General features: G+C 41.6%; 18 protein-coding genes. 7 read left to right on the top strand and 11 right to left on the bottom strand.

The genetic code is table 11. The features are described from left to right. The first annotated feature begins 37 nt into the window (after nt 1–37). Entirely contained in the window at nt 38–3,643 is a 3,606-nt protein-coding gene (locus SNE26_RS11690) for a BamA/TamA family outer membrane protein (RefSeq protein WP_321559538.1), read from the top strand. Nucleotides 3,644–3,668: 25 nt separating this feature from the next. After that, nucleotides 3,669–6,026: a GAF domain-containing protein gene (locus tag SNE26_RS11685; protein WP_321559537.1), complete on the top strand. Its 2,358-nt coding sequence runs from the start codon at nt 3,669–3,671 to the stop codon at nt 6,024–6,026. Nucleotides 6,027–6,108: 82 nt separating this feature from the next. Here the strand turns inward: SNE26_RS11685 and SNE26_RS11680 are convergent, their stop codons facing one another. Genes SNE26_RS11680 through SNE26_RS11665 form a run of 4 tightly spaced genes read right to left on the bottom strand, consistent with a single transcriptional unit; the run spans nt 6,109 to nt 8,303 of the window. Continuing rightward, nucleotides 6,109–6,633: a GNAT family N-acetyltransferase gene (locus tag SNE26_RS11680; RefSeq protein ID WP_321559536.1), complete on the bottom strand. Its 525-nt coding sequence runs from the start codon at nt 6,631–6,633 to the stop codon at nt 6,109–6,111. Between the two features lie 26 nt (nt 6,634–6,659). Then, nucleotides 6,660–7,250 carry a hypothetical protein gene (locus SNE26_RS11675; protein ID WP_321559535.1) on the bottom strand — a complete coding sequence of 197 codons (591 nt, stop codon included), beginning with the start codon at nt 7,248–7,250 and terminating at the stop codon, nt 6,660–6,662. Then, nucleotides 7,237–7,734 (bottom strand): RNA polymerase sigma factor, encoded by a 498-nt coding sequence (locus SNE26_RS11670; protein WP_090525007.1) that lies wholly within the window; start codon nt 7,732–7,734, stop codon nt 7,237–7,239. Before SNE26_RS11670 ends, SNE26_RS11675 begins: the two co-directional genes overlap by 14 nt. 41 nt (nt 7,735–7,775) lie before the next feature. After that, nucleotides 7,776–8,303, bottom strand: a complete 528-nt coding sequence (locus SNE26_RS11665) for a hypothetical protein (RefSeq protein WP_321559534.1) — start codon at nt 8,301–8,303, stop codon at nt 7,776–7,778. A 273-nt stretch (nt 8,304–8,576) separates the two neighbouring features. On the opposite strand from SNE26_RS11665, the gene SNE26_RS11660 reads away from it, so the two are divergent. The 5 genes from SNE26_RS11660 (at nt 8,577) to rpmA (ending at nt 11,796) form a co-directional block, all read left to right on the top strand. Continuing rightward, nucleotides 8,577–9,944, top strand: a complete 1,368-nt coding sequence (locus SNE26_RS11660) for a dicarboxylate/amino acid:cation symporter (RefSeq protein WP_321559533.1) — start codon at nt 8,577–8,579, stop codon at nt 9,942–9,944. A gap of 69 nt (nt 9,945–10,013) precedes the next feature. Further along, nucleotides 10,014–10,382, top strand: coding sequence for a four helix bundle protein (locus tag SNE26_RS11655; RefSeq protein WP_321559532.1), 369 nt, complete (start codon nt 10,014–10,016; stop codon nt 10,380–10,382). An 84-nt stretch (nt 10,383–10,466) separates the two neighbouring features. Further along, nucleotides 10,467–10,940: a hypothetical protein gene (locus tag SNE26_RS11650; RefSeq protein WP_321559531.1), complete on the top strand. Its 474-nt coding sequence runs from the start codon at nt 10,467–10,469 to the stop codon at nt 10,938–10,940. 75 nt (nt 10,941–11,015) lie between these two features. Beyond that, entirely contained in the window at nt 11,016–11,324 is a 309-nt protein-coding gene (gene rplU / locus SNE26_RS11645) for a 50S ribosomal protein L21 (protein WP_090467954.1), read from the top strand. Between the two features lie 49 nt (nt 11,325–11,373). Continuing rightward, a complete protein-coding gene (gene rpmA, locus SNE26_RS11640; protein ID WP_321559530.1) occupies nt 11,374–11,796 on the top strand; it encodes a 50S ribosomal protein L27 in 423 nt (140 codons plus the stop codon). Nucleotides 11,797–11,831: 35 nt separating this feature from the next. On the opposite strand, the gene SNE26_RS11635 is transcribed toward rpmA, so the two are convergent. The 7 genes from SNE26_RS11635 to SNE26_RS11605 form a co-directional block, all read right to left on the bottom strand. Further along, nucleotides 11,832–12,275, bottom strand: coding sequence for an energy transducer TonB (locus SNE26_RS11635; RefSeq protein WP_321559529.1), 444 nt, complete (start codon nt 12,273–12,275; stop codon nt 11,832–11,834). A gap of 4 nt (nt 12,276–12,279) precedes the next feature. After that, nucleotides 12,280–13,554, bottom strand: a complete 1,275-nt coding sequence (locus SNE26_RS11630; RefSeq protein ID WP_321559528.1) for a M1 family metallopeptidase — start codon at nt 13,552–13,554, stop codon at nt 12,280–12,282. A 23-nt stretch (nt 13,555–13,577) separates the two neighbouring features. Continuing rightward, on the bottom strand, nt 13,578–13,871 hold the full coding sequence (locus tag SNE26_RS11625; RefSeq protein WP_321559527.1) for a hypothetical protein: 294 nt from the start codon (nt 13,869–13,871) through the stop codon (nt 13,578–13,580). Nucleotides 13,872–13,922: 51 nt separating this feature from the next. Further along, on the bottom strand, nt 13,923–14,897 hold the full coding sequence (locus tag SNE26_RS11620; RefSeq protein ID WP_321559526.1) for a polyprenyl synthetase family protein: 975 nt from the start codon (nt 14,895–14,897) through the stop codon (nt 13,923–13,925). Between the two features lie 90 nt (nt 14,898–14,987). Further along, a complete protein-coding gene (gene rnr, locus SNE26_RS11615) occupies nt 14,988–17,126 on the bottom strand; it encodes a ribonuclease R (protein WP_321559525.1) in 2,139 nt (712 codons plus the stop codon). Between the two features lie 74 nt (nt 17,127–17,200). Next, entirely contained in the window at nt 17,201–17,581 is a 381-nt protein-coding gene (locus SNE26_RS11610; RefSeq protein WP_321559524.1) for a type II toxin-antitoxin system VapC family toxin, read from the bottom strand. Continuing rightward, a complete protein-coding gene (locus tag SNE26_RS11605; protein ID WP_321559523.1) occupies nt 17,563–17,802 on the bottom strand; it encodes a hypothetical protein in 240 nt (79 codons plus the stop codon). Before SNE26_RS11605 ends, SNE26_RS11610 begins: the two co-directional genes overlap by 19 nt. Nucleotides 17,803–17,837: the final 35 nt, after the last annotated feature.

Below are 17,837 nucleotides of genomic sequence, written 5' to 3'. Positions count from 1 at the left end.
TGATAATATAAAGAAACATACATCTCAACCAAACCTCATGATTAAAAAATTACCCCTGTTGTTTGTTTTACTATTGGGCATGCTGAATACGCAAGCCCAGGATTCGATAAAGTACAGGATGATCCTGATTGGTGATGCCGGCGAAATGGACATGCAACAAAGTGCCGTTTTAAAACATGCCGCAGCCAGTGTCCTTAAAAATAAAACTTCGGTATTTTATTTGGGCGATAATATTTACCCGCGCGGTATGGGTTTGCCGGGCAGTCCTGAAGAAGCCGAAACTAAAAAGATCCTGCAATCGCAATACCAGCCTATGCGTGCCGCCGGTGCACCTGTTTATTTTATCCCCGGTAATCATGACTGGGATAAGATGGGGCCGCTTGGTTTGGCTAAAATAAAACGCCAGTGGGAGTTTTTGGAACAACAGGGTGATAAGCTGCTGAAAATGGTGCCTGAAAATGGTTGCCCCGACCCGGTTGAGATCAACCTTACAGATAATCTAACCGTAATAGCTTTCGACAGTGAATGGTGGTTATATCCTTTCAGTAAAAACAACCCGGGCGCCGAATGCGATTGCAAAAACAAGGATGATATTGCCGATAAGATCAAGCTGATATTTGAGCGAAACAAAGATAAGGTGATCATCCTGGCCTCACATCACCCATTCCAGAGTTATGGTACACATGGCGGCTACTTTTCGCTTAAAGATCACATATTCCCTCTTACCGTGGTTAATAAAGATCTTTGGGTGCCGCTGCCGGTAGTTGGCTCGCTTTACCCGTTTTTACGTTCTACTTTTTCAAATCCCGAAGACCTCGGGCACCCGCTGTACAAAGATATGATCAGAAAGGTGGATGCAGTTTTTGGCAATTTTCCGAACCTTATTCACGTGGCAGGGCATGAGCATGGTTTGCAGTTCATCAAAAGCAAACAGGTACAGGTGGTGAGCGGGGCAGGGGCCAAACAAACCTATGCCATCAAAGGTAAATACTCGCTTTTTGCTGATGCTACCCAGGGTTATGTAACTGCCGATCTACTAATAGACAAACGGATGCGGTTTACTTATTATATCGACAGCGATCAGGGTGTTAAACAGGTGTTTGCCTATACACAACCTTATACATCGGTAGAAAACATCCCTGATACCCTGCATACGCCTATCAAGACAGATAGCCTCATGGTTAGGGTGCACCCCAAATATGATAGCGTAAGCAATTTTCATCGCCGCTGGTTTGGTGAAAACTATCGCAAGGAATGGGCTGCCGAAACAAAACTACCTGTGATCAGGCTATCGGAAATTCATGGTGGTTTAAGGACCGAAAGCATTGGCGGTGGTTTCCAAACGCATTCGCTCCGTTTGATAGACAAGGATGGTAAGGAATGGGTGCTGCGCAGTGTGGAGAAGCAGCCTGAAAAAATCCTGCCCGATGAATTCCAGGAAACGTTTGCCAAAGATTGGGTTAACGATGCAATGAGTGCCCAGCACCCGTTTTCGGCGCTGATAGTGCCGCCCCTCGCTGATGCCGCGCGTGTGCCGCATGCCAACCCGATAATCGGTGTGGTGTCACCTGATCCGGTTTTGGGGCAATATGCCAATATTTTTGCCAATAAAGTTTGTTTGCTTGAGGAACGCGAACCTGGCGGTAAATCGGACAATACCGTGAAAATGATCGGCAAAATGCTGGAGGATAATGATAACACCGTAGACGGCGAGGAATTTTTACGCGCACGCCTGCTCGATTTGCTCATTGGCGACTGGGACAGGCATGGTGATCAGTGGCGCTGGCGCGATGAGGATAAAGGGAAAGGCAAATTTTATACCGCTGTTCCGCGCGACCGCGACCAGGTATTTTATACCAACCAGGGCGTACTGCCAACTATTGCGGCACAGCCATGGATAGCACCTAATTTGCAGGGCTTTAGCGGCGAGATTTACAGCGTAAAATATTCTTTATGGAAAACCATGTTTATGCAAAGATGGCCATCTGTACAATACAGCCACGAACAATGGACAAAAATTGTGAATGATTTTGTTGCCGCCGAAACTGATGAGGTACTGGAAGCCGGTTTAAGACGCCTGCCCGAATCTTCATACAAACTAAGGCATGATGTATTGCTGAAACAATTGAAGGAGCGCCGTGCCAATATCCCGGCCGAAATGGAGTATTACTACAAGTTCATCAACAAGATAGTTGATATCCATGCTTCAAATAAAAATGAATTGGTAACCGTGAAGGATGAGCCGAATGGCAGCCTCAATGTGATCATCAACAAGATCAATAAGGATGGTGAGGTTAAAGACACGCTCATGAATCAGAATTATCATCCCGATATTACCAAAGAGCTTCGCATTTATGTAAGCGGCGGTGATGATAAGGTAGTGCTTGATAATACCACATCGCCAATAAAACTGAGGTTTATTGATAGTACCGGTACCAAAACATACAATATTGTAAAATCGCTTAATACGGTACAACTGTACGATCGGGGCAAAAAGCTGAGCATAACCGGCGATGAATCAAAAGTTAACAAACACATAAGCAAGGACAGCGCTAATACATCATACTTAAGGGTTAACCTCATGAACGTAATAGCGCCGCTGGCCAATATCTCTTACAACCCAGATGAAGGTGTACTGCTTGGCGCCGGTTTTAAATACACCCACCAGGAAGGTTTTCAAAAACTGCCATACAATGATGTACAAACGGTATTCGCCAGTCATTCTTTTAGTACAAAAGCTTTCAAAATTAAGTATAGCGGCGAGTGGATCCACGCTTTTGGCAAAGCCGACTTTTTGATGGATGCCCAGCTTGACTTCCCGGATAATATCAACTTTTTTGGCAGGGGGAACGAAACTCCATTTATTAAAGCAGGCGATTATCGCAAATATTACCGTACCCGTTTTGATAATTTTACATTTAGTCCCGCCTTTAGGTGGCGTAACGAATCGGGTACTTCTGTAACGGTAGGCCCTGCGTTTCAGTACTATAAATTAGATGTTGATGACAATATCGGTCGATTTATTACATATCCGTTACTCACAAACGCGCCCGACAGTTATACCTTTGACAAAACAAAAATGCACGCCGGTATAGTTGTTAACTTTACCAGCGATAAACGCAATGATAAGGTGCTTCCGGCCTGGGGAAGTTTTATTAATATCAAGCTTCAGGAGTTTAAAGGTTTAAATAATAACTCCACAAGTTTTGCCCAGCTTATACCCCAGGTTGCTTTGTACAAAAGCCTGAATGCCAAAAGCACTATTGTTTTGGCCGATAGGGTAGGCGGCGGTATTACCATTGGGAAAACTGCCTTTTATCAGTCGTTGTTTTTAGGCGGGCAGGACAATTTGTTAGGTTACAGGCTATACCGGTTTGCAGGCCAGCATAGTTTTTATAATAACCTGGAGCTGCGTATAAAACTGAGCGATTTTGCCAGTTATATCGTTCCCGGCCAAATAGGCGTTATGGGATTTTATGATATAGGCCGCGTTTGGGAAAATGGGCAAAGCTCAGATAAATGGCATAACGGCACAGGTGCCGGCTTTTATGTGGCACCTGCAAGACTGGCAGTTATTAAGATCATTGCCGGTTACTCTGAAGAAGGATGGTACCCTTATCTTTCAACCAGTTTCAGATTTTAATGAAGGGTAAAATTGTAATTAAAAAATGCACACCGAAGTACTCAATATAAGCAAAAACGAATGCACTATTTGCCAGGTTGAAACATGCCTGACATTTAATCCGTTCGTGGCGCATTTAAAAGAACGGATTGCCACCGAAAAAACCCTCAAGAGCGAGTTTTACCGCTATGTTTTGGAGCGTTTTGAGCATGATATATGTATTGACCTGGATATGCGGCCAACGGATGCCGAAAAGTACCGGGAAATGCTGGAGCTTATTTACTCCATACTTACACCGCCAATAGCTAACGAAAAGGAATTTCACTGGGCGCTGAGCACGCCGGTACCGGACAAGATCTTTTTCAGTACCGAGGCCTTTTATGATTTTCACTCAAGCCACCATTCAAACTTATACGCGCTGAATGTATCCAAGAACGAAATGTTCAGCGACAGGCAAAAACGCTTCATTTACAACCTGATCCTTGAACGGATGTATGGCTTTTCATCTGCAATGAAGAACGAGTTGCTGTTTTCATACCAGGATCCGGAAACCGGTCTTTCCCGGTATTTTAATATCCAGACTGATGCCCGTTTCGTGGAAATTGAATTGAATGGCGAACTGCCTGAACTTAGTTTTGATACTATTGAACCATATTTACATTCGCATACAAGCCTTGAGTTAATTGAAAAGGTAATACCGCTCAATATTTTTAAATTTAAAGGGTTTTCTATAATTACATTAACCGATGTAACGTTAACCCATGCGCTCGACAATATTCGTACCGAGCTGGTTAATCATTCGGCAAATGAGGAAGAGCAGTATGCGCACATCATCAGCTCCCTTAAAACCCTTGCCGAAAGCCCGGGTATTGAGTTTGGATTGATGCCTTTTTTAACTATCAATAATGAGCCTATTTTTGATAATGACGAATGCTCCAGAAGTATCCTGATCAAGGCCGCTAAAGATTTTAACCTTGCCGAGGAAACATTTGACGCCATTATTGATGATTATAATCAAAATCCGAGACCTATCTTTTTCAATTCCATTACCGATGAAAAGATAGGTAAATTCCCCTTTTTGCAGGTTTTAAAACAGGCCGGCATTAAATCGTACGGGATTTTCCCGGTGTACTACAATAAGAAAAATGTAGGCATCATGGAAGTGTTTTCATATAAGGAGATAGTTTTTTATGAAAAGTTGCTTTCAAAATTACAGGCCAGTATACCGCTGATTGCCCAGCTGCTGCAAAACAGCATCGATCAGTTTGAAGCCCGCATTTCGGGGGTTATCAAAAATAAATTTACCTCGTTGCAGCCATCCGTTCAGTGGAAGTTTAATGAGGTGGCCTGGAATTATCTTAAGGAAAAAAGAAAAAAGAAAAAGAACCAGGAGATAGAGACTGTAGCTTTTCAAAATGTATATCCCTTATTTGGTGCGGTTGATATCCGCAACTCCACGGTTGAGCGCAACAGCGCCCTGCAGGAGGATTTAAAAAGCCTGCTTACTATACTTATTGAAACACTTCAGGTTTTAAATGAGCATATTCATTTAAGCCTTACCGGTAAGCTGGTATCTAAATGCGAGGAGTGGCTTGAACGTATCAGTGGTTATATTACCACTAATGATGAATTGATGCTAGATACTTTCCTCCATAACGAGATTAACCCATTTTTGGAGCATTTCAGAAATAATTACCCTGCCGAAAGGGAAACCATTGACAGGTATTTTAATGCCATGAATGAGGAAACCGGTGCTTCGTTTGAACACAGGCGCAACCTGGAAACCTCCATGCAGCTTATCAATACGTCTATCAACCAATACCTGGAGCAGGCACAAACAGAAGTACAGGAGTCGTTTCCCTGTTATTTTGAAAAATTCCGCACCGATGGGGTGGAGTATGACATTTACATAGGGCAATCAATAGCGCCGCAGCGCGTTTTCGATATGCTGTACCTTAAGAATATCCGTTTGTGGCAGTTACGGTCGATGGCTGAGATAGCCCGGATGACTCATGATCTTGGCGATCAGCTTTCGCGCCCTTTACAAACCACGCATTTGATATTCATTCACTCAAACGCTATAGATATCAGTTTCAGAAATGATGAAAGGCGTTTTGATGTTGAAGGGGCTTACAATATCCGGTACGAGGTGATTAAAAAACGGATTGATAAAGTTTTAATAGCAGGAACTTTTGAGCGCCTTACCCAGCCCGGCAAAATAGCCATGGTATATTTTAACCCAACAGAAGCTGCTGAATATGACGAATACATCAGGTACCTGCAAGTGCAAGGATATTTGCTTGACGACCTTGAATATCTTGAACTGGAAGAATTACAGGGAGTTACCGGCTTAAAAGCGTTAAGGGTTGGGGTTAATTATCAGTTGCCGTTGTTGAATAGCTGAAAGCAGAAGGCTTAAAGCTCAACGCGAAAAATGTGCAAAGGCTTTAAGCCTTATGCTTTGGGCTTTGAGATGAGATTTCGCTTTACAATACTTTCTTCATTAATAAATCGGTTTGCTTGTCGCTTCCCAGGACAAATTCATGGCTGCTGAATATTTCAAAGCCATGTTTTTCATAAAAGGCAATTGCTTTTTGGTTGTGTTCCCAAACGCCAAGCCAAACGTATTGCAGGTTTTTATCTACGGCTTCTTTTAAGGTGAAATCAATAAACTGATGGCCTATCTTTTTGCCATGATGTTCGGCCAAAACATAGATCCGTTCAATTTCGACCGAGTTAGGGTCCTGGAATTCTGTTTGGGTCGGGCCGTAATTTAGCTTGAGATAGCCGGTTATTTCACCATTGAATATTGCAAAGTAAAAATGTGAGTTTGGGTTGCTGAGCTCTGTTTGTATTTTTTGCGGTGTAAAAGCAACAGATGCATAAGTTTCGATATCTTCCGGTTTATTTAAATGGCCAAAAAAATCGAAAAATGTTTTTTTGCTTAAAGCCAGCAATACATCAGCATCGGCCAATGCCAGTTTTTGAATCCTTATAGTTCCGGTAGTCATGAAGCAAATCTAAACAAACTGCCTTTTCAATCAAATTGCTCTTTCAACCTTACTAATCTGTCAATCATGAGGTTTAATTTTTCTTCCTCATTTTTGAACATGCGGGGTTTAAGATAAAACGTGGTGAACAGGAACCAGATGCCGATTGATGTGTAGGTAACTATTTTAAAAGCGAGCGATGAGTGTTCGAGTACTTCGATAAAATACATAGCCAAACCCGCACTTAGCAGCAGTATATAGGTATAATAAAACCAGCCGATAACTTTGCTGCGGTTTTTTTGATAGGCCTTAAGACTGTCAAGGTATTCGGCAGGGTTGAGGGTTGCATCGCGCTTACTCAAAATGTGGTAATGACGTACCATTAACGAAAGGTACATCAACATGGTTACCAGTACGATGAGGATCCCGATAGTAGTAACTGCAGATTTAAATGCCAGGAAAAAAGTGACGACAAAAGCGAATGCAACAGTTACAAACATGGCCACAATACTCCAGTATAACTTTTGGGTTATACTCCTTATTCCCTTCTTTACCTGCTTCAGCACCTCATCCACCGAAAGCTGATCTGGTTTTGGCTGTCCCTGCCAAACCGACATCAAATGATCAAAGTCTTTCATACTGGTTATATAACTCCGTTAATTTTTGTTTTATACGATAAATTTTCACCCTCAAGTTCCCTTCTGATATACCCGAAATTTCAGCAATTTCGGGATATGGCACCTCATCAAGTACCATGGTTATAATAATCCTTTCTGATTCTTCCAGTTTTGAAATACATTTATAGAGCAAAGCTACCTGCTCGTTTTTATCCGATAGTTCTTCTCGTTTTGTTTCAGCTAATTGTGGGGTTAGTTCGTCTTTGGCCTGGCGTTTTTCCGAGCGCAAATAGGTTAAACAGGTATTTACAGCAATGCGGTAAATCCAGGTTGATATCATGGCCTGGTTACGGAATTTCTCTAAATTTTGCCAAACCTTTAAAAAGGTTTCCTGCAGCAGGTCGTTGGCGGCATCGTCATCGCCGGTATAACCATAGCACAGATGGAATATCTTTTTAGAATTAGCTTCATATATCTGCTTGAATGCTGCTTCTTTGTTGGCCACTTCAGTTAATTTTATATTTAGACGATGTTAAGCTTTATATGTTACAACAAGTGATCATTCTTTTTAAACCAGCCCAGCTTACTTTCGGCATCGCTTATTAATTTATTGTAACTGTCCTGGTAATCAAACTGTAAGTCTTCATGGAGCTTATTAATTAACCCGCGGATCTTTTCAACCTGCCTTGTTAATATTAGCCTTAAAGGTTTGTACGAGGTTCGCCTGTCGGCATATTCAAGGTAGTTTTCGCAAAAATTGATCAGTAATTCAATTTCTGCACCTTTTGAGGCCATAAATTTAGTGTACTTGCTTAATAGCCGCAGTATCTTACGCATGCCCTTTGCGGCGTTGTAACTCAATGACGATAGCTGGCTGAACATGAAGCCAGCTTCAGCCTTTACCTTTTCAACAAAGGCAGCTTCATCATGGGCTTCAAAAAGCAGGTAGGCAAGGAGCTCTTTATTTTCCTTTTTGTAACGCGCCAAACGGAGCATCAACTCGGCCAGCTGCTCATTGGGCAGGTGCTGAATTTCTTTTTTTATATGCTGTAATCCGTAGGCAGTTGTAGTCATGTTGTAAATAAGTGGGCAAAATACTAATTGTTTAAATATTTTTTCACGAATGACCTTTGCAGTTCAATAAAATTAAAACTAATTACACGAATACAGACGAGGTTACCATTCGTGTAATTAGTTTTAATTCGAAATAATTAGTGAAGAAATTAAAACACGGCTTCTTTGAGGTGATATTTTGTTTCTTCATTAAAGAAAATCATAAAATAGAATATTCCCATGCCTGTTTAAACAGCGCGTAAATTTTGTAGTTTTGCAGGCTTATTAAATTAAATGAAAAAAAGCAGACTGACGCTCTTCATTTTTATCGCACTGGTATTGGGTGTGGTAGCCGGTTATATTTATAACACCTACGTTTTTGCCGATCTTAATAAACAACTCAGTACCGCCGGTTCTGCTATTAAAAGTATCGACAAGAATATAGAGGCGTTAGCCGATACTACGGTATCAGCCTACAAAGACCTTAAATTACAAAGAATTGCCCAGGTAAAACTGCAAACTCAGGCTACCGATGCACGGGAAGACAAGCTGGAGATGTACAATATCCTAAGCAAGATATTCCTTAATCTTATTAAAATGATTGTAGCCCCGTTAGTATTTACCACCTTGGTGGTAGGGGTAGCCAAGGTAGGGGATATCAAGGCAGTTGGCCGGATTGGCGGTAAAACCATGCTTTGGTTTATCAGCGCCACGCTGGTATCCTTATTATTGGGGATGTTATTGGTTAACCTGTTTGAACCGGGAAAAACCATGCACCTGCCGCTTCCTGATAGTCATTTAAGTACCGGCATCAAAAAATCGGCGCTGTCATTAACCGAGTTTATTGGTCACGTTTTTCCTAAAAGTTTTATTGAGGCGATGGCCAATAACGAGATCCTGCAGATTGTGGTGTTCTCCTTGTTTTTTGGCGTAGCTACAGCCGCAATAGGCGAGCAGGGCAAAATAGTGATCAAAGCCATGGATGCCTTTGCACACGTGATCATGAAAATCACCGGCTATGTGATGAAAATGGCTCCTTTAGCTGTATTTGGTGCTATAACCGCTGTAGTGGCCAAGCAAGGCCTGGGTGTACTTTCAACCTATGGTATTTTTATCAGTGAGTTTTATTTTTCGTTGATTGTGCTTTGGTCGGTAATTATATTAGCCGGTTACATCGTATTGAGGAAGCCCGTATTCAGGCTTATTAATAGTATTAAGGATGCCATGCTCATTGCATTCAGTACCTCAACAAGCGAAGCGGCCTATCCAAAGGTGCTTGAAGAACTGGAGAAGTTTGGCTGCAGTAATAAAATTGTGAGCTTTGTATTGCCATTAGGTTATTCATTTAATTTGGATGGCTCCATGATGTACATGACCTTTGCATCATTGTTTCTGGCGCAATCATATGATATTCATCTTTCATTCGGGCACCAGTTATCCATGTTATTGGTGCTGATGCTTACCAGTAAAGGCGTGGCCGGCGTGCCAAGGGCTTCGCTGGTGGTTATCGCAGGGACATTGTCTATGTTCAATATTCCCGAAGCTGGTTTGTTTTTACTGATAGGGATTGATCCGTTGCTGGATATGGGCCGCTCTGCTACCAATGTACTGGGTAATGCCATGGCAACGGCGGTAGTGAGCAAGTGGGAAGGAGAAATATAATTATTGAATTATTGAGTTATTGAATTATTGATTTAATAAGTACTTAATTTGCTGCTTAATTATAAAGAAATGGGAGAAAACGATAGAATTGAATTTGCCGAAATGTTCAAAAAACGAACAAAGAAGTTCGTTGTAGATAATATCAAATTTTTTAGAACGCTGCCTAAAACAGAAGAGGCCAAAATTGTTGGCAGACAGCTTTTAAGATCCTCATCGTCTGTAGGGGCCAACTATCGCGCTGCCTGCAGGGCCAGATCTCAAGCCGAGTTTCACTCTAAGCTATCTACTGTAGTCGAAGAAGCTGATGAATCGGCTTTTTGGATGGAAGTGTTAATTGAAGCTGAAATAACGAAGCAAGCCGATATCTCTATATTATTAGATGAAGCAAATCAGATTCTTAAAATTGCATCAGCCTCACGAAAAACCGTTTCTAAATAAGAGATAAATAAAAATCAATAATTCAGTAATTCAATAACTCAATAATTAAATATGTCTCCCCGTTTAAAAAAAATATTTTTGATCATGACTGTTGTGGTGCCGTTTATACTGTACTGCGTTTATTATTATGGAATGATGATCAAGAATGCGCCCTACCGTTTCGTTGATTTTGAATCGATCAGTTTCCAGTATGGTCATAAGGACAGCCTTGTGAATAAATATGATTCACGTACAGGCATGTTCCAATACCTTGACAGGCGCGACTCGCTGGTTAAAGAGCATTTGCGTTTAACCAAGGACGATTTGTTATACCTGCACCGTAAGGCTGCCGACCTGGGTTTCTGGGATTTTCCGTCGAAAGAGATTGGTGATACATCGGCTGCTGCTGCAAATAAGGCGGTTCGGTATATCATTGAGTTTAAGTACAAGGAAAAAACCAAGCGTGTAATCTTCGACAGCGATTATTTCGGTAATGCCAAGCTGATTGATGCCAACCAGCGGCTGATAGGCGAAATCCAGAAAAAACTTACCGACGTTGAGAATCGCAGCAAAAAATAAAATAAAGGTGTGTTGTTTATTAAATAATCAATCCCTATATTTGCACCTCGAAATTTAAAACAATATTTAACAAACATGTACGCAATAGTAAGTATAGCAGGACAGCAATTTAAAGTTGCAAAAGACCAGCAGATCTTTGTACACAGGTTACAAGGCGATGAAGGCGCTAGTATTGAATTTGACAGTGTATTGTTAGCAGAAAACGAAGGTAAATTCAAATTAGGTTCTGATTTGAAAGGCGCTAAAGTATCGGCTAAGATCGTGTCACATTTAAAAGGTGATAAAGTAATTATCTTCAAAAAGAAAAGAAGAAAAGGTTACAAAAAGAAAAACGGTCACCGTCAGCAATTTACCAAAATCGAGATCACCGGTATTACATTATAATTAAAGGTTGAACCGGAGTTGTTCTGCAATTCCATAAAAGATATAAAAAATGGCACATAAGAAAGGGGCCGGTAGTTCAAGAAACGGTCGTGAGTCACATAGCAAGCGTTTAGGTATCAAAATTTTCGGTGGTCAGCCAGCAATCGCAGGTAACATCATCGTACGTCAGCGTGGTACTAAGCACAACCCAGGCTTAAATGTTGGTCTTGGTAAAGATCATACTTTATTTGCACTGGCTGAAGGTATCGTAGTTTTCAAAAAGAAAGCTGATAACCGTTCATACGTATCAGTAGTTCCGTTTGAAGCTGCTGAAGTTGAAGAAGTAACCGCACCTGCACCAAAAGCTAAAAAAGAAGCTGTAGCTGTTGAAGCTCCTGCTGCTGAAGAAGCTCCAAAAGCAAAGAAAGCTGCTGCACCAAAAGCTAAAAAAGAAGAAGCTGCTGATGCTGCTGAAGAAACTGTAGCTGAGTAATCAGTTAACAAATATTAGGATATAAAAAATCCCGGTCAGTTTTGATCGGGATTTTTTGTTTGCCTATAATTGTTGTAAGCTAATTCAACAATTATAGGCAAACTAAATAATACTCTTACAGGTTTGCCGTGCAAAAGTCCGGGTTTCCATTTAGGCGAATTACGAAGATGCCCCAGGTAAGCCTGATCTATTGTTTGGTTTCTTGACCGGACTATTTTAAGGTGGGTTAAATTCCCGTCTTTCTCGACAATCATTTGTATAATCACACGGCCAGGTATGTATTCAGTAGTATCTAATGCTGGCATTTTCATCTTTGAGAGATAAATACCCAACTTTTCTATTCCTCCCGGAAATTCAGGCACCGCATCAACAGTATTGTAAATAGTTGTATCTGGTTTAACATGCTTCTTTGTCATTTTACTTTGGGCAAGCAGTGCAATAGGAAACATGATTAAACCAAATACAACCAGTCCTTTCATAAACTTATTCGATGATCAGTTTCTTGAGATAGTAGGTATCAGGGTCAATAACCGGCATTGCTTTGCTGATTATAGTGATCCCTTTTTTATCAACTGTATAGCGTTTGCTTACACCATCGGCAACAATATCAACAGGTAGCGGCATATCGATATTAAGCAATTGAACCTGGTACTTATCGCCGCGTAGAGCTTTTACATGCACCTCCAGTTTATTAATCGAATAGATATAAAGATCAAACAAAGGCTTAAGATCTTTGCCGGCGGCTTTGCTGAAATATTGGATAACATCATCAGTGCTTGCTAAATTGTTGTAGGTGTAGTGCGGATCAGTAACGAAACCTTTAAGGGTAGGGAAGAAGGTACTGTCACCCATAATATACCGCAACGTATGCATAAAGAACGCGCCTTTCCCATAGATATCACCATTATAAGCAGATTCTTCATCAATATCTTTCCCGATAACAATAGGGATTTTATTGCCGAATGAGAGTGCCGAGTTTTGGAAGAATTTGATATAAGCTTTTTCACCCTCAAACTCCCTAACATAAAGTGCATCGCCATAGGTACAGATGCCTTCATGGATCCAGTAATCGGCCCAGTCTTTGGCGGTAACTTTATTGCCCCACCATTCGTGTCCAAATTCATGGTGCATCAGGCCATCATAGTCTTCACCGCCAACTGTGGTGTATTTAAATTTGGCGCCATAAGCGTTCATGGTTTGATGCTCCATGCCCAAATGTGGGGTTTCAACAATGCCTATCTTTTCCTTTACCCAGGGATATTCGCCAAAGTATTTCTCCTGCTCTTTGATAGTTTTTACAAAAATATCCAGGTGATGCCCGGCTTTGGCGGCATGTTCTTTTAGTACGTAAAACTGGATGGGAACCTGGTGTCCATCTACGGTGGTGTACGGACGGGTTACCACCGTATAATCACCTACATTGAACAATATACTGTAATTGTTAATGGTGTATTTGGTTTGCCAATGGAATGTTGACGTTTCCTTTTGTTTAGTAACGCCTTTTAATAATCCAGGCCCGGCAACTACAAGGTCTTTAGGAACAGTGATAAACATATCAACACCCTCGTTTGGCTCATCGGAGGGATGATCCTTACAAGGAAAATATAATTTACCGCCTGTACCTTCGGCAGTGATAGCCATCCACTGGTGTCCGGTGGAATCTTGTGTCCAGATAAAACCGTCATCCCATGGTGGGCGACGGGCAACATGCGGTTTGCCGCCATAAATAACTTTTACGCTTGCTTTACCTGCAGGCAATTCTTTAGTGGTATTAATGGTAATCAGATTGTTTTTATAATCAAAAGGTTCTGTTTGCCGTTTACTAAAATCTTGCTTATGGTTAAAGAATCTAACAGATCAAACAATAAAATTTTGGTCGGCTTTGCCATGATCACATCGATGGTGGCAAAACCATCAATGGTTTTCTGCACCGGATCAACAGCCAATGATATGGTGTAATGCCTTACGTCCATAATGGCTTGCTCTGGTTTTAGTTTTCCGCCTGAGGTTAGGGTTTGGGCATACAGGGACGTTGACGTTAACAAGATTGCTAAAACGTAATAGATCTTTTTCATTTAACTATTTGAGCTAACTGTTTGATTCTTTATTGAATATGGTAATATAAATCAATTCTCCCGCACCAGCAAGCCGTCTGCAAAATCTCGCAGGTACTGTTTATGATCTTCGGGCAGATTAATAGCGTCGAGGGCTACGAAAGCCTTATCGGCATAGGTCTGCATCGCTTTTTCAGCATGCTGCCTGATATCAAGTTCGTTGTAGATGTCGGTTACGGCTTTCACCTTTTCAGCACTGTTAAATTCGGTTATGTTTAGCCAGTGGTTTAGCGTTTGTGCCTGGTTGTCTTTGGCAAGTTCAAGAGCGCGGATAAGCAAAAAGGTTTTTTTGTTGGAGATGATATCCCCGCCAACCTGCTTGCCAAACTTTTCCGGATCGCCGTATACGTCCAGAATATCATCCTGCAACTGGAAAGCTATACCAAGGTTTACCCCAAAAGCATCGATCAGCTGAGCATCAGTTAAAGCTGCACCGCCAATGATCGAACCGATCTTTAAAGTACCGCCGAGTAATACCGCTGTTTTAAGGCGGATCATGTTAATGTATTCTTCGATACTTACGTCGTTACGCCGTTCAAAGCTCATATCAATCTGCTGACCTTCGCACACGCCTGTGGCAGTATCGTTGAAAACATCAAGCACTTTGCGTAAAATGCTGTCGTCAACCTTCATCATCATGCGGTTAGCTTCTACCATCATGGCATCACCCGAAAGGATGGCCACGTTAGCGTTCCATTTTTCATGTACAGTAGCTTTACCGCGGCGTAGGGGCGCTTTATCCATGATATCATCATGCATCAGCGTGAAATTATGGAATATTTCAATCGCCAAAGCGGGTTCAATAGCTTTGTCAACGTCGCCGCCAAAAAGGTCGCAGGCCAGCAGGAGCAGGGCAGGGCGCATGCGCTTGCCGCCAATTGATAAAATATAGCTTATCGGTTCATACAGATCGGCCGGGTAAGCGGGGTAGCTTAGTTTGCCTACTGCATCGTTTATCAGTAACTGTAACTCTGTAAGTTGTTTCATTTATTTAGTGAGTAGTTCATTAAGTTGATTGAGTGAGTGGTTGCAGCGTGTTAACTAACCACCACTCACCCAATCAACCATTCACCAATATTAGTCCTGTACCAATATAAAATCTATTTGCTTTTTGGTTAGGTCAACCTGTTTTACTTTGATCTTTACTTCATCGCCCAGTTGATAGATCTTCTTTTTACGCTGACCTATGATGGCATAGTTTTTCTCGTCCAAAGTATAAAAATCGTCCGAGATATCGCGCAGGCGGATCATTCCTTCGCATTTATTTTCGATGATCTCTACATACATGCCCCATTCGGTAACTCCCGATATGATGCCCATGAAAGTATTGCCAACCTGGTCGCGAAGATACTCCGCCTGTTTATATTTTACGGAAGAACGCTCCGCATCGGCGGCTTTTTTCTCCATTAAAGAACTGTGCGAACATAGTTTTTCATAAAACTCGGCATTGGCTGATTGACCGCCATTTAAATAATGGAATAGTAACCGATGTACCATAACATCCGGATAGCGGCGAATTGGTGAGGTAAAGTGCGTGTAATGATCAAAGGCCAAACCGTAATGGCTGCTGCTTTTGGTAGTATAAATAGCTTTAGCCATGGAGCGGATAGCCAGCTGTGTTAAAACATTCTGCTCTTTTTTGCCTTCTACATCCTCCATCAGGTAATTAAGCGACCGGGCTGTTTCCTTGTCAGATTTGGTATTGACCTTATAGCCAAACCTTGCCGCAAACTGGGCAAAGTTAGCCAGCGCATCTGGCTTGGGCGAATCATGTACGCGGTAAACAAAAGTGTATTTGTGTTTGCCTTTGCCCATTTTACTTACGCGTTCGGCTACTTTACGGTTAGCCAGCAGCATAAAATCTTCAATTAGTTTATGGGCGTCTTTACGTTCCTTTACATAAACGCCTGTTGGTTTGCCGGTTTCATCCAGTTTGAACTTAACCTCGGTGGTTTCAAAGCTGATGGCACCGTTTCTAAACTTACGGTCGCGAAGCTTATAGGCCAGTGCGTTGAGTTTAAAAATCTCATCTTTAAAATCGCCCTCGCCGCTTTCTATTACTTCCTGTACTTCCTCATAAGTAAAACGCCTGTCGGAGTAGATGATGGTTTTGCCATACCATTCGGTAATGATATTTGCATTCTCATCCATCTCAAACACTGCCGAAAAGCAGAGTTTTTCTTCTTTAGGGCGAAGAGAGCAAAGACCGTTTGATAATCTTTCCGGTAGCATCGGGATTACCCTGTCCACAAGGTAAACTGATGTGGCCCTATCCAAAGCTTCTTTGTCCAAAGCCGAATCGGGAATGATGTAATGTGATACATCAGCAATATGAACACCCACTTCGTAGTTGCCATTTTCCAGTACACGATAGGATAGGGCATCGTCAAAGTCCTTGGCATCAAATGGGTCGATGGTAAAGGTGGTGATGTTGCGGAAATCACGTCGCCTGGCAATTTCTTCGGGCGTGATCACATCCGAAATTTCTTCTGCATCATGCTCAACCTCGGCAGGAAATGATAACGGAAAACCATATTCGGCCAGGATGGCGTTCATTTCCGTATCGTTTTCGCCCTGGGCACCTAAAATATGTTTGATCCTGCCGATAGGGTTTTTAGCTTCGGTTGGCCAGTCGGTGATTTCGGCTACAGCTTTGATGCCATTTTTTGCTCCGTTAAGCTCGCTAATCGGGATAAAAATATCATGCATCATCTTACGGTCATCGGGAATGAAAAAGGCGTAGCGCTCGGAGAGTTTAACAATACCCGTAAACTCCATCTTGGCGCGCTGCAGAATTTCGATAACCTCGCCTTCTTTGTGCTTGCCTTTACTTTTGGCGTATACATAAACTTTCACACGGTCACCGTTAAGGGCGGTGCGGAGCTTACGGGGAGCGATGAAAATATCGCTTTCAAACTCATCATCGGTAACTATAAAGGCCGAACCATCGTTGGTGAGGTCAACCACGCCTTCAATAAACGTTTTAAGTTCAAGCAGCTGGAATTTACCGGGAGAGATCTCTTTTAATACCGATTTTTTAACCTCGTCTTTTAAGATCTCGTAAATGATTTCGCGCGATTCGGGATCGCGGACGTTTAGTTTAGCAGAAACCTGCTTATAGTTAAGTGGCGTATTGCCGTTTTGTTCAAATATATCAAGTACCATTTGGGCAAGTACCTGGTGTATAGAAGAGTTGTTTTTCTTGTGTTTAGACATAGAATAGTATTTGCATCAAAGATACAGAATTTTGGGGTGTGGTGATCGCGATTGGGAATTGATGAAAACGGGAGCTATAATGAATATGGATCCAATAAATGTAGATTTGCTATCGCTTTAAAATCGTTGATATTCCTGGTAACTAATATAAGATTATTGGCTAAAGCAGTTGCTGCTATAATGGCGTCAGGCAGCTTTAGTTTGTAAATTTTCCTGATATCTATAGATTTAAGAATAACTGTTTCACTCATGTCAAATACCGAAGAAATATTGATAAAATCATTTAATATTTTCAATTGTTGCTCGGTAGCTTTCCGCCAGGCTAAAAGTTCAATTCGTGAAATTACTGAGATCTGAAATTTAATCTCGTCCAGAAGCTGGTTCGACTTCTCAGGTAGTTTGCCATCAAGGTAATCAATAATAGCGTTGGTATCTATTAAATATCCCTGTTCCACTCGTTTCTGATGTCTTTTAGATGATTTTGGAAATCTGTATATTGTCCGTCTGAAAGCTTTAATTTTCCCCGGAAATCAGATGGCTTTTTTAGAGGAGTTTTTTCCTCTTGTAGCAGTTCGTCCACAGCGTATAATAGCACTTCTATCTGTTTCCCTACGTAATCCTCGGGAATATGAATGGATAGATCCTGGTTTTGGGGCGTGATTGTCGTGCGTATCATTTGCTTACCTTTCTAACAAATTTAAACAATTAAAT

The organism is Mucilaginibacter sp. cycad4 (assembly GCF_034263275.1).
Classification (GTDB): domain Bacteria; phylum Bacteroidota; class Bacteroidia; order Sphingobacteriales; family Sphingobacteriaceae; genus Mucilaginibacter.
This window is presented reverse-complemented; position numbering and strand designations above follow the sequence as displayed.

What these genes read in the sequence shown, in the direction of transcription:
- SNE26_RS11625 (WP_321559527.1), bottom strand. Translation starts at nt 13,871, where the DNA reads ATGAAAAAGATCTATTACGTTTTAGCAATCTTGTTAACGTCAACGTCC.
- SNE26_RS11690 (WP_321559538.1), top strand. Translation starts at nt 38, where the DNA reads ATGATTAAAAAATTACCCCTGTTGTTTGTTTTACTATTGGGCATGCTG.
- SNE26_RS11650 (WP_321559531.1), top strand. Translation starts at nt 10,467, where the DNA reads ATGACTGTTGTGGTGCCGTTTATACTGTACTGCGTTTATTATTATGGA.
- rnr (WP_321559525.1), bottom strand. Translation starts at nt 17,126, where the DNA reads ATGTCTAAACACAAGAAAAACAACTCTTCTATACACCAGGTACTTGCC.
- SNE26_RS11675 (WP_321559535.1), bottom strand. Translation starts at nt 7,250, where the DNA reads ATGAAAGACTTTGATCATTTGATGTCGGTTTGGCAGGGACAGCCAAAA.
- rplU (WP_090467954.1), top strand. Translation starts at nt 11,016, where the DNA reads ATGTACGCAATAGTAAGTATAGCAGGACAGCAATTTAAAGTTGCAAAA.
- SNE26_RS11655 (WP_321559532.1), top strand. Translation starts at nt 10,014, where the DNA reads ATGGGAGAAAACGATAGAATTGAATTTGCCGAAATGTTCAAAAAACGA.
- rpmA (WP_321559530.1), top strand. Translation starts at nt 11,374, where the DNA reads ATGGCACATAAGAAAGGGGCCGGTAGTTCAAGAAACGGTCGTGAGTCA.
- SNE26_RS11660 (WP_321559533.1), top strand. Translation starts at nt 8,577, where the DNA reads ATGAAAAAAAGCAGACTGACGCTCTTCATTTTTATCGCACTGGTATTG.
- SNE26_RS11685 (WP_321559537.1), top strand. Translation starts at nt 3,669, where the DNA reads ATGCACACCGAAGTACTCAATATAAGCAAAAACGAATGCACTATTTGC.
- SNE26_RS11680 (WP_321559536.1), bottom strand. Translation starts at nt 6,633, where the DNA reads ATGACTACCGGAACTATAAGGATTCAAAAACTGGCATTGGCCGATGCT.
- SNE26_RS11620 (WP_321559526.1), bottom strand. Translation starts at nt 14,897, where the DNA reads ATGAAACAACTTACAGAGTTACAGTTACTGATAAACGATGCAGTAGGC.
- SNE26_RS11635 (WP_321559529.1), bottom strand. Translation starts at nt 12,275, where the DNA reads ATGAAAGGACTGGTTGTATTTGGTTTAATCATGTTTCCTATTGCACTG.
- SNE26_RS11665 (WP_321559534.1), bottom strand. Translation starts at nt 8,303, where the DNA reads ATGACTACAACTGCCTACGGATTACAGCATATAAAAAAAGAAATTCAG.
- SNE26_RS11605 (WP_321559523.1), bottom strand. Translation starts at nt 17,802, where the DNA reads ATGATACGCACGACAATCACGCCCCAAAACCAGGATCTATCCATTCAT.